The 11,708-nt window shown below is 50.0% G+C and carries 9 protein-coding genes; 6 read left to right on the top strand and 3 right to left on the bottom strand.

Annotated elements, in window-relative coordinates:
- Positions 1-67: 67 nt before the first annotated feature.
- The 3 genes from ABWV55_RS02460 (at position 68) to ABWV55_RS02450 (ending at position 4,356) form a co-directional block, all read left to right on the top strand.
- The gene (locus tag ABWV55_RS02460) at positions 68-1,345 is read left to right on the top strand and encodes an FIST N-terminal domain-containing protein (protein WP_353292144.1); all 1,278 of its coding nucleotides are present in this window, start codon (positions 68-70) and stop codon (positions 1,343-1,345) included.
- 765 nt (positions 1,346-2,110) lie between these two features.
- The gene (locus tag ABWV55_RS02455; RefSeq protein WP_353292143.1) at positions 2,111-3,418 is read left to right on the top strand and encodes an IctB family putative bicarbonate transporter; all 1,308 of its coding nucleotides are present in this window, start codon (positions 2,111-2,113) and stop codon (positions 3,416-3,418) included.
- Positions 3,418-4,356, top strand: coding sequence for a BadF/BadG/BcrA/BcrD ATPase family protein (locus ABWV55_RS02450; RefSeq protein WP_353292519.1), 939 nt, complete (start codon positions 3,418-3,420; stop codon positions 4,354-4,356). Before ABWV55_RS02455 ends, ABWV55_RS02450 begins: the two co-directional genes overlap by 1 nt.
- Here ABWV55_RS02450 and glmM read toward each other — a convergent pair.
- Entirely contained in the window at positions 4,343-5,737 is a 1,395-nt protein-coding gene (glmM, locus tag ABWV55_RS02445) for a phosphoglucosamine mutase (protein WP_353292142.1), read from the bottom strand. The two genes, ABWV55_RS02450 and glmM, sit on opposite strands and share 14 nt — an antisense overlap.
- Before the next feature lie 233 nt (positions 5,738-5,970).
- On the opposite strand from glmM, the gene ABWV55_RS02440 reads away from it, so the two are divergent.
- The 3 genes from ABWV55_RS02440 (at position 5,971) to thyX (ending at position 9,913) form a co-directional block, all read left to right on the top strand.
- Positions 5,971-8,148: a lytic transglycosylase domain-containing protein gene (locus ABWV55_RS02440; protein WP_353292141.1), complete on the top strand. Its 2,178-nt coding sequence runs from the start codon at positions 5,971-5,973 to the stop codon at positions 8,146-8,148.
- Between the two features lie 426 nt (positions 8,149-8,574).
- Positions 8,575-9,081 carry a thioredoxin domain-containing protein gene (locus ABWV55_RS02435; protein ID WP_353292140.1) on the top strand — a complete coding sequence of 169 codons (507 nt, stop codon included), beginning with the start codon at positions 8,575-8,577 and terminating at the stop codon, positions 9,079-9,081.
- A gap of 109 nt (positions 9,082-9,190) precedes the next feature.
- Positions 9,191-9,913 carry an FAD-dependent thymidylate synthase gene (thyX, locus tag ABWV55_RS02430; RefSeq protein ID WP_353292139.1) on the top strand — a complete coding sequence of 241 codons (723 nt, stop codon included), beginning with the start codon at positions 9,191-9,193 and terminating at the stop codon, positions 9,911-9,913.
- Here the strand turns inward: thyX and dcd are convergent.
- Complete coding sequence (dcd, locus tag ABWV55_RS02425; RefSeq protein WP_353292138.1) at positions 9,910-10,503, bottom strand: dCTP deaminase; 594 nt, start codon at positions 10,501-10,503, stop codon at positions 9,910-9,912. The genes thyX and dcd overlap by 4 nt on opposite strands.
- Complete coding sequence (locus tag ABWV55_RS02420; RefSeq protein WP_353292137.1) at positions 10,503-11,114, bottom strand: cob(I)yrinic acid a,c-diamide adenosyltransferase; 612 nt, start codon at positions 11,112-11,114, stop codon at positions 10,503-10,505. Before ABWV55_RS02420 ends, dcd begins: the two co-directional genes overlap by 1 nt.
- Positions 11,115-11,708: the final 594 nt, after the last annotated feature.

Here is an 11,708-nt window from a genome sequence, read left to right as displayed (position 1 = left end):
AGGAGCATCAAGGTGTCGTCATTATCGACGCACCGAGCAGCGCCACAGGATTGATAGGGTCCAGCTTATGTCGACGTTCTCTCCGCTTAGCTGGTTCCAAGCCGCAACCTCGGCACCGAACTGCCGAACTGCTTTGTCATCCAGTCCCTCCCTGGACGACGCAGTGCGGGATGTAGTGCATCAAGTAGGACGCCGCGGTAATGCCGATCTGGCACTCGTGTTCGTATCTACCGGCTACGCCAGCGATTTACCCCGTTTACTTCCGATGCTCCAAACCAGCCTTCACGCCAGACATTGGATTGGTTGTGCAGGCGGAGGTGTCGTCGGGACCCAACCGAATGGCAGCGCTTCCGAGCTTGAACAAGTTCCAGCACTGAGTGTGACTTTGCTGTCCCTTGCCGGTGCCGAGATTAAAACGAGCATCCTTAGGCCCGATCAATTGCCTGATCTCGATGGAGCGTCTCAGAACTGGCAGGATTGGGTGGGCATTCATCCAGATGACAGCCGCAGTCAAATTGTCCTAATTGATCCCACGTGTCGGAGCATCAACGACCTGATTAGTGGATTGGACTATGCCTACCCACGCGCTGAAAAAATCGGTGGCATAGCTGCCCCTCATAACGCTCCACATGGATCTCTACTGATAGGTAACCGTGTGGTTACAGGCGCCGTGGTCTGCTCTATCGGTGGTGACTGGTTCCTGGACACCGTTGTTGCACAAGGATGCAGGCCAATCGGACCCGTGTTCGCAATCGAACAGGTGCAAAGTAACATCCTATTGGAACTAAACGATGGCACTACTAAAGCCAGTCCTGTGGCTTGTCTTCAGCGCGTTCTTGCAAATCTGAGCGAACCGGAGCGAGAACAGGTACGCCATTCACTCTTTCTCGGCATTGAGCGCCGAGATCTCCAACTCCCTTCAGCAGGTGTGAGAGGGAAAGGCAGTGCTTTCCTCGTTCGCAACCTAATCGGAGTAGATCCCATTAACGGCGCAGTTGCGGTAGCCGAACGGATGCGTGCTGGCCAAAACGTGCAATTCCACCTAAGAGAAGCTGAAGCTTCCCGTCAAGGCGCACTTGCCTTGCTGACTCAGCGTATGACCGAAGCAGCAGCTCCGATTACATTCGGATTGCTCATGGCCTGTTTTGGCCGTGGTCAAGGACTGTTCGGCACACCAAATGGCGACATCAATCTAGCCCGCAGCCTGATGCCCAACTTACCTGTAGCAGGAGTATTCTGCAACGGTGAGATTGGACCCGTCGCTGGCACCACCCACTTGCATGGTTACACTGCCTGCTGGGGGCTCCTCCGTCACGCTCCTGTCTCAAAACTAAATGACCCCTGAACCCTTGCAGAGGCACTGTGAATCACCTTGGTTTTAATTTCTAGATATCTTTAACAATTGCTCAGCTAACTGCCGAATCGAACCTTTCACATGGTTTGACGTGATAACCCTCCACCTCAACATCGGATGCGCCTATGCCCGCCGCATCTTCGATCTTGCGGTCGAGGACCATGTACTAATTCGGCATTGAAAGTCAAAACCTATTCTTCATCAATGATTCTTGCTAATCATTAAGCCCTTCCAATTGACCATGATGATAGGCAAGTCTCATTGTGTAACATTGGTATCAACCTTGAAGGCTGGACAGCAAGCTGCCGATGAATCAACCATAAGGAATCTCAAATTCAGCTTTTTAATCCTTGGCTAGATCCGGGCAATACTATTACAAAACAAACAGCATATCCTGTAGCCATAACCTACGGTGATTACTACTACTACTACTCTCCAATCCAAGAAAAAACTTGTCTTTTCAGAGAGCGATTCAAGAGATCGCCGATCGACCTCGTAAGGTGCTCATGAAACTTCATTTCTACTTTGGTCGTTATCAACTTGCTGACAAGAGCTTTGCGCCGCAACACTAGCTTTCTTTCTCGCTAACCCTAGTAAAGCAAAGTACTGCCTAACAAGATTAAAGATGCTTTTTATGTTACATACTAAATTCGGCAGAGTTGCCCTTGAACTACTAATACCACCCGAAGAATTAAAAAGGCGCTTAAATAGAGATCAATAGCTTAGGTAAAGCTCTCATACTGGCATTCTAAATCAATGCCCGCGGCGGACGTGCTCATCTATCAGATTCCGTTACTTCTGCGCTGGCAAGGGCTCCTCCATCCAGCCCCATCCGTGTTGAAACGGCTAGAGAAGTTAGCAGGCTTCCTGTTAGTTATCCTGCTAGGCAGTCTTCCTATCCTGACACGCCCTGGGCTTGCCCTTCTATTAATTGCCAGTGGCCTACTCTGGGTAGTCTGGAGTGTGGCCACGCCCGCAGGAAGAATTAATGGAATTACTGTATGGCTACTCATCATTCTGAGTATTGCGATCTTAGCAACAGGGACATCGCCAGTACCAATAGAAGCAACCAAAGGGTTACTGAAATTGCTGGGCTATCTCGGTGTTTACGCCTTGATGTATAAACTGCTGAAATATAACCCCACTTGGTGGGATCGCCTCCTTGCAGGACTACTAAGTGGAGGACTGCTTAGTAGCACTCTTGCCCTCCGACAGCTCTATGGCAATACTGAAGAGCTAGCAACATGGGCCGATCCCAACTCAATCACTACCGATACAATTCGCATCTATGGAACACTTGGCAACCCTAATCTGCTGGCAGGGTATTTGCTGCCTTTGCTGCCTTTAGCTGCAGTCGCTCTGCTGCGTTGGACAGGATGTGGCAGTCGGATATTTGCTACCGTCACCTTAATTTTGGCAGGGGCGGCCACGACGCTCACTTACAGCCGTGGAGGATGGTTGGGTATGACAGCAGGGCTAACTATCTTTGTGCTCCTGCTACTCGCCTATTTTACCCGAGAGTGGCGTCCAATTTGGCGGCAATTATTAACTTTGGGAGTGCTACTCATTAGTACCGTCATCTTAATAACGGTTGTCACAAAATTCGAATCAATTCATATTCGTATTACAAGCTTGTTAGTTGGTCGAAGTGACAGTTCAAATAATTTTCGTATCAACGTCTGGTTAGCTGTTGCGGACATGGTGCGAGACCGACCTTGGTTGGGGATTGGTCCTGGGAATAATGCTTTTCAAAGTGTTTATCCATTATACCAGCAACCTAGGTTTGACGCTCTCAGTGCCTATTCAGTACCATTAGAGATTCTAGTAGAGATGGGACTACCAGGACTGATCGCATGCTTAGGGCTTCTCAGCAATGTTCTGGGCAACGGCCTAGCGAGTTTGCGCTTGAACCGAAACGAAGCTTTGGCGGGGATCGCTTGTCTAGCTACGATCGGCGGCTTGCTAATGCAAGGAATTACCGACACAATTTTTTTTCGCCCGGAAGTGCAAATTATCGGCTGGTTTGCTGTAGCAACCTTAGCTAGCCGGCCTAAGAAAGCGTGATGCTGTTAGCAGGATTTGATGCAGGACAGACCAGTACACGCTGTCGCGTCAGCCAATGGCACAATGGCAGTTGGAAACAGATCGGGGAAGGCCATGGACCCGGTGTCAGCCACTTAGCTTCCTCTTGTGGAAAAAAGCGTTTTCGCAGAGCAATTAGCTGCAGTGCTGCCGCCGCCCTTCAAAACCAAACTGTTACGACATTGTCTGGGGCTGTAGCGGGCACTAGTGGTATCGAAGAAGGATCCGTGGCTCAACAACAAGCCACGGCTCTATTGGCCGAAGAACTAAATCTCGATCGATCCCAGGTGCTGGCCACCGGCGATGAACGCACCGCCCTGCGCGGAGCCTTTCCAAACTGTTCTGGCATCTTGTTAGTCAGCGGAACCGGGATGATTTGTCTGGGGCGCACTGATCGAGGCCAAGAACACCGCTGCGGTGGCTGGGGTTGGCTGCTAGACGGAGCAGGCTCGGCATTCGACCTTGGCCATCAGGGACTTCAACTAAGCCTTCGTATGGCAGATGGAAGACAGCCGGATCATCCGCTGCGTCAACAACTATGGAAAGCTTTGGACTGTCGAAGCAGCGCTGCGGTGAAAGCCAGGGTGGTGGAACCTGACTTCGGTGCTGCCGGTTTTGCTGCGCTGGCACCTCTTGTGGTAAAGGCCGCAGATCAAGGAATGACTGAAGCTCATTGCATTCTTAAACACTCAGCAGATGTCTTGGCAGCATCAATTGCCACGGTGGCTAGTGAATTAGATCTTAAGCAACCAAATCTTGTCGGTCATGGCGGAGCGCTTGAACATTTTTATAAGTTTCGCAGCCTCGTTAAAACAGCCGTGCGAGAACTCCTTCCCTCAGCACAATGGTTCCCAGCCTCAGGGGATGGGTGCCAAGGAGCCCTTGCCATGGCTAAGGAACTCAACACTAAACCGTGTTGAGTTGTTGATCAACGACTGATGCTAAGTGCTCTACCCAGTAGTCCACCAGGGCTGCGTCAGCAGCCTCGACCATAATTCGTACCAAAGGCTCGGTCCCACTGGCTCGCACGAGAACGCGTCCACCTGAGCCCATTTTCTTTTTAGCAGAATGAATGGCCGCAACCAAGGGTTTGCAGCTAGACCAACCCTTGCGACGGATTTGATTGGTCACCGTGACATTAACTAACCTTTGCGGGAAAGGCTGAAAACTTTGATTGAACCAATTACTAAGCGTGATCCCCTGGGCGTGACACAAGGTCGATAACTGCAAAGCAGTTAAGACCCCGTCACCACACAACCCGTGCGAGGCAGCTAGAATATGGCCAGATGGTTCTCCTCCCAAAACTGCACCACTGGCAACCATCGCAGCGTGTACATAGCGATCGCCTACTGGGGTGCGCTCAAAGATGCCACCACGCTGTTGCCAGGCGCGCTCAAGGCCAAGGTTTGACATTATGGTAGATACCAAGCGCTGATCTGTCAATATCTGCTGCTCTTGCAGTGCAGAGCCCCACAGGAATAGTATGTGATCGCCGTTCATAACCCGACCGAGGCCATCCACGGCTAACATTCGGTCTGCGTCACCATCAAAAGCGAAGCCCATATCGGCGCCACGTTCTATTACCGCTTGACGTAGTGGGGCCAACTCTGTGGAGCCACAACCCACATTGATGCGAGAACCATCTGGTTCACCATGCAAAACCGTAAGATCAGCTCCAAGAGACTGAAATACTTCGGCAGCACAGACGGTCGCGGAGCCCCAGCAAAGATCGAGCACAACAGAAACTCCATCCAAACGACGGGAGCCAACGGACGTCAAGAGTGAGTCCCTGTAATCTTTTAGAAGATCATTACTTTGTCGCAAGCCGCCGCAGACTGAACAATCATGGTCCTCGTGTTCAGACTGGCCGCGGAGGCCAGCTTCAATCTGCGCCTGTCGCTTCCCGCTCAATTTAGCACCATTAGCCCCAAATATCTTGATGCCATTATCCGCTGGCGGATTGTGGCTCGCAGAGACCATCAGCCCACCTCCTGCTCTTAACTTCCGGATCAGCAGCGGTACGGCAGGAGTAGGGCACAAGCCTAGGTTCCAAACCTCACGCCCAGCAGCAGTAAGACCAGCGGTGAGAGCAGAAGCAAGCATGCAAGCGGTGTTTCGGGAATCCATCCCGATCAAGACAGGTCCCTCGACAACCAATACACGTCCAACCCAGTAGCCCACTTGCAGGCAAAGCGCAGGCGTCAAGACAGTCCCAACTCTGCCGCGGATACCATCGGTCCCGAACTCAGGGACTGTGTCGCCGAGGCACAAGCCAACAGGAGAGATCGGTGTTTGAACCATAGATCTCAATCGTGAAAAGAAGGTTACGGATAGCTATCCGGTATTCATAACCTGAACGTGCCAGGTTGCATGTCCGCCCTCAACAGCAGCGATAGGAGGGCCAAAGGCATGAAACAGGTTTGGTTCAGCCCAAGCAATGAAGTCAATGACCACTCATCCACCCAACTGGATATGGCTGAACAAGTCAGAACCAGCGCAACCCTCAGACTAAGAAGCAGACCACTACTAAAAATGTGTGTCTTCGCTGCCAGCCAGTTGAACGTGAAGGAAACATCGTCCACCGCTCCAAGCACAGCCAACAGAATGGCAGGAGTTCAGTTGAAAGCTTGGGTACAAGTCTTCGAAGATTGCGCACAAGTCCCCAAATAGGGATTTTTCTCTTGCTGGGAATCGCAACTCTTAGCGGCCTGGCCACTTGGGGTGGTCAAAGATTGCTGGTGCATCAGCACGAACCACTGACACCCGATCAATCGATATCGCGACTTTGGCGAATATATCGCTGGTCTATTGATCCCCAGCAACGGCGCGAAGCAGCGCTGCTGATAGCTTCCCAATCTGGGTCGATTGAAGTACTGCGGAGTCAAGCCTGGGGAACCCATCTCATTAGTGCTGTTGTCTTAGAACAAGCGGCAGAAACAGCAACAATTCGCGGAGAAACACGCCGCGCGACCTTGCTCTGGCAAGACCTCCTGCGACGGTTTCCCAACTCGGCATCATCTGCTTCAGCACGCCAAGTTCTGGGAGAACAAGATAGTGAACTCCATATGCAACTTCTCGACCAACAACCCAGCCACCCAGCGGCATTGAGCGTAGCTGCAAGGATGGACCCCAGTCCCGATGTTGGGTATCTGGGAGCTGTGCACTTGGCGCGTTGGGGGGCGCGTTGGCCTGGAGCGTTTGAACGTATGAGCCATGCGTGCAATGACAATAGTTCGATGGCCCCTAATGCACAGGCACGGCAGTTACTGGCGCGAGGATTAGCCAGTCTTGGCGATGGCCAGGGAGCACTGCGCTGCTTGCAAAACCATTCTCTAAACCAAATTACGCATAGCTTGAACCAACCATCCACACAGCTCGCTATTGGGCGTGCTCTCCTGCAGGGAGGCTTTACAAAAAAAGGAACCGAAGTACTGCTAGCGCTAAGTCGTGAGCATTCAAGCCATCCAGCGAGCGACGATGCAGCGCGACTGCTGAGCGAACCCTTACGACCTGATCCCCAAATACTCGACGCCCTACCGACCTTGGTACAGGAACGATCAGCTGCCGTGGCTGCAGCCCGCGTTCGACTCGCTGGTGGTGATGACGCTGATAGCGTCCTCAAACGCTGGCCTAATGATCCCGACGTTTGGCAATTGCAATGGGATCTTGCCCGGGATGCTCTTCTGTTAGAGAACTGGAACGATGTAAGAGCGATTCTAAGCCGTAGGCCGAATGCAAAACCACTACCAGATCCACTTGAAGCACGTCGGCTTTACTGGCTTGGGTTAAGCACATCACGACTGGGAGATCGGGAAAGTTCTAGAAGAACTTGGCAAAAGTTGATCACACAATTTCCTGCCGGGTATTACCGCTGGCTTGCGCAATATAGGCTTGGTCACACCAAGTCCCTTAGCTTTCAACGCTCACAGAATTCAATGCAGCCTCTGCCGTGGAGACCGTTAAATAGTGTTCACCCTTTTGTAAATACACTCTGGCGTCTTGGACTAAAGCAAAAAGCATGGCAAACATGGCGCACCGGTATCGATCCCGCTATTGCACAATCAAAACCAGAAAGACTGGTGGAGGGCAGACTTCGTTTGGCTATTGGTGATAGCTGGATGGGTCTTGATCAACTGTGGCGACTCAACTTGCGCTGGCGTTCACCTACCTGCCGCCAACGGATTGACTTGCGACAAAGCCAATACCCACTGCTGTTCAAGAAAGAGTTTGCCAAGGCTGCGAAATCAGAACAACTACCATTGGAGCTTTTGCTAGCTATTAGCAAGCAAGAATCAGGGTTCGCCTCAGGGGTGACTTCACCAGCAGGAGCAATCGGCCTTATGCAGCTGATGCCAGCGACAGCAATAGAATTAGCCGGGGCACAACTGTCTGAGAAGCAGATCCGGGAGCCAGAACTAAATATCAAACTTGGCGCTGCTTACTTAAACCAACTCCTCGAGCGATGGGGAGGAGATCCTTTGCGCAGTATCGCTAGTTACAACGCTGGACCGGAGGTAGTTGGGTCGTGGTCCAATCAGTTATTGCAAGAAGCACCTGATCTATGGGTTGAACGAATTCCATACCCAGAGACGAGATTTTATGCCAAAAAAATTATAGATAATATGCTCGCTTACTTAGAACGAAATAAGAATTTTTGCAAACCAATCCTACATAAAATCGAGCAAAAAGCAATCCAAAGAAATCTTAAATAAATATAATCAGAGCAATTAAAAATATTAATGTAAGAGGTTTGATTGATGTCCTAATATGAGTAAAATTTATTGTGAAACCTGGAAACATTCATCACCAAAATAATAAAATTATTGAGCAAGTTGGGAAATATTAAGTAAGCGCTAATAATCACTATAAATAACAAATTGACTACTAAAATCACTCTCTAAATTTTATACTATTTTTAGGAAAAATGTGTTGAATTACATGTAAAATAAATTGTTTATATTTAGATAAAAGTGATTACCTAACGTAACCCACAATATCTAAAATTGTCGAAGGCTAGAGAAACATCAAGTGCGTCATCTAAACTAATTAGGTTCAATGCAAATATCAAAGCCGTTGGTTTACACCAGCCCCACTATTCGGTCAAAACTGTCAGAGTGAAGCTAGTCGCGTTCATATTGATGACCGGTAGCCCTCAGCCCGTGCCGCTGAGCCGGCTTCAGCAAGTTGTGCTGGTGATCGTTTCGATGGCATTAGCTATCGGCCTTCTCCTAATGCGGGGAGACATTCAAAGCGAAACGCCTACGGAACAGCTTGCACGGCGCTCCATAGACTTAGAAGTAGCTTTAACAAACGGGACGCCAACGATAATTGAGTTCTATGCAGACTGGTGTCAAGTGTGTCGGGAAATGGCACCAGCAATGCTTGAACTGGAAAGCTCAACCCGGAATTACCTCGATATCATTTTAGTGAATGTCGACAACCCTCGCTGGCAAGGTTTAGTGAATCGCTACGAAGTGAACGGAATTCCCCAACTCAATCTATTCTCCGCTGATGGTCAACTATGCGGACGTTCAATCGGGTTGCGACAGCCAGAAGAGTTATTGGCTCTAAGCACAGCTTTGATCAACGAGAGATCGCTTCCAAAGTTACAAGGCGTTAAAAGTAGTGTTGGCCTTGAACAATGAATCCACCTTCGGTGGGCTTGGCGAATGTGATTCTTTACAGCTATAGCTGACTTGAAAGACATTAGCAATCTCACCACGATTATTACATAGTGCTGGCTTATTTACTTTCATGGATCGTTTTCGCGTCGACTTGATTGCTGCTACACCAAACCCGCAACAGTGCACTTACGCTGCGATGCATCAAGACTACAGCGAGAGTTTCGTTGCAAGAGAACGCAGCAACTGGCCAGATGAAGAACATGCTGGAGAAATCTGTGTCAAGCGGTTGCTCTCAGGAGGACGCGGCCACTACGGGCCTCTTGAACACGCCCAGATTATTTTGAATGTGGGGTGGTTCCCTCATTCAGTGGTTCAGCAAGCACGCACACACCGTGTTGGGGTAAGTTTTGATGTGCAGTCTATGAGGTACACAGGAGAACGTATTTGCCGTGCCGCAGATGGTAAAATCGATCCTGAGGAAGTATTTTACCTGCGACCGCTTGGAGATTATAGAGATCGATATGGCAAAAGATACGCTTACACTTCGGAGCAACGATCATTAGATTTAGATCACTGTCGGCTGTCTGCGCAGCGATATCGAGATCTCCTTCGCTCGGGATTCTCCGAGGAACATGCCCGCGGAACCCTTCCATTCGATTACCGTCAACACTTCGTAGTTAGCTTCAGCTTGCGAGCATTTTTCCACTTCGTAGACTTACGCTCAAAACTGGATGCCCAGCTAGAGATTCGTCAACTTTGCGATCTCATGTGGCCTCATATAGAGAATTGGGCCCCACAATTCGCGCAATGGTACAAAGAAAGCCGAATGTATCGCGCGCAGTTGGCACCCTAGACCTTAGCCAAAGTGACGCGTTCTGGTTGATGTTGGTATTTGCCCTGGCGGTCGCTATACGTAATGGAACAGGGTTCACCCTCGAAAAATAATAGTTGACAGATTCCCTCATTGGCGTAGATGCGGCAATCAGCTCCGGAGCTGTTGCTGAATTCAAGGGTGAGATGGCCTTCCCAGCAAGCCTCTACAGGAGTTGTGTTCACTATGATTCCAAGGCGCGCATAGGTGCTCTTGCCAAGACAAATCACTGTGATGTCTGACGGCACTTTCATGCTCTCCAAGGCAACCCCAAGCCCATAGGAATGAGCAGGAATAATGAAGTAACGGCCATCTCCGTCTTCATGTAAAGGAGTCGGTTCGAGGTTGGTAGGGTTGAATCGCTTGGGATTCATCACTGTCCCAGGTATATGCCTGAAAATCAGGAACTCTTTAGGTGAAAGTCGGAGATCGTAGCCATAGGAAGAACAGCCAAAGCTGAGAACAGGTCGCTCACGTAGCTCAGAGTCCAGGTGACGAACTAAACTCGATTGAAAAGGCTTGAGCATTCCAAGCTCGGCTTGTTCCATGATCCAACGATCACACTTGAGCATCAGAGTCCTCGGTGCAGTTCTGTTACCTGATCAGCCATCACAACGATACTGGTGGGGACAGATGGACCAGTGATAATGACATCCATGGACTTAGGGCGCTGTTTCAAGGTCGACAACAGGTCAGCCTCGTCTATACCGCCAAGACGTACAGCTAAACCAATTTCATCCAGAACAAGCTGATCAAGATCTCCGGTTATTAGGTGCTGGCGACACACTTTCCAAACGGCCTGAATGGCATCACGGCATCCGTAGATACTCGGTTCCGCAACGCGTACCGGAATATCGGGACGCAACCAGGTAAGGGCACTACACAATTGAACACGACCCGACGGTCCTTGGTGTACGCCACCCTTGAGGAATTGACTAATCAAAACGCGACTTCCAAGCCCTGCTGCACGCACAGCTTGGCTCAGCACACCAGAAAAACTTCCCCGATAAGGAGCCGTGTGTACTTGCAACTGACCTTTCGGGGCCACTAAACGTAGAGAGCTTGGCGACGTTCCTAGGACACGCGAAAGAGAACACAAACCAATACGATCAAGCGCTTGAAGATCACTACCTTTGGAATGGATCTTCTGATGTCTGTGGCGGTCGGTCAGGCTTGCGGTCATCACGTTATTCTACGCCGAGAGATTCCCGGAATACCTCAAAATGTAGCGGCGTAAAGCCACCTCACGGGGTGATGGACACTATCCATAGTGTTCGAAGTGTGATGTCGGGATAGTTACGAGGTGTAACGCACTTGCTTTTGAGTCACAAGCGACCCAATATTGGCTTTAGTTCGATGAAGGTCATAATGGCAATTCTCACCTTTTTCCGGTGAGCTTAAGGCCCTATAAGCGTTGAACTTAGTTGTTGTCTATGCCGAGCATGCTGAATTTTCCTTCGCGGTGTTTATTTCGATGACAACGTGCAGTAGTTAGGCGAGACGACAGTCAACGGCTATTCGGCGCTGAGCATGTACTTTCCCTAGATTCCACACCGCAACGTCAGAAATACGAGTTAAAGAAGCTGTTGGGCTAAATCCAAAACATTCAGCGCCTAATCGACTGTAGCCTTAAAGTGGCTGCAGTCGATTAGGCGCTCGACTTTTATGACAGTCAGGCGGAAATCTGACTCAAAACAGGTATGGTTAGAACGGTTTACAACGATCGAGAGTGCAGGAAACCGCAAAAAGAGTCTCCTGCAGTCGCCGCCTGCTAACA

Origin of the sequence: Synechococcus sp. M16CYN (genome assembly GCF_040371545.1) — a bacterium.
Classification (GTDB): Bacteria; Cyanobacteriota; Cyanobacteriia; order PCC-6307; family Cyanobiaceae; genus Parasynechococcus.
Note: the sequence above shows the minus strand (reverse complement) of the source record. Positions and strands in the feature narration are given on the sequence as shown.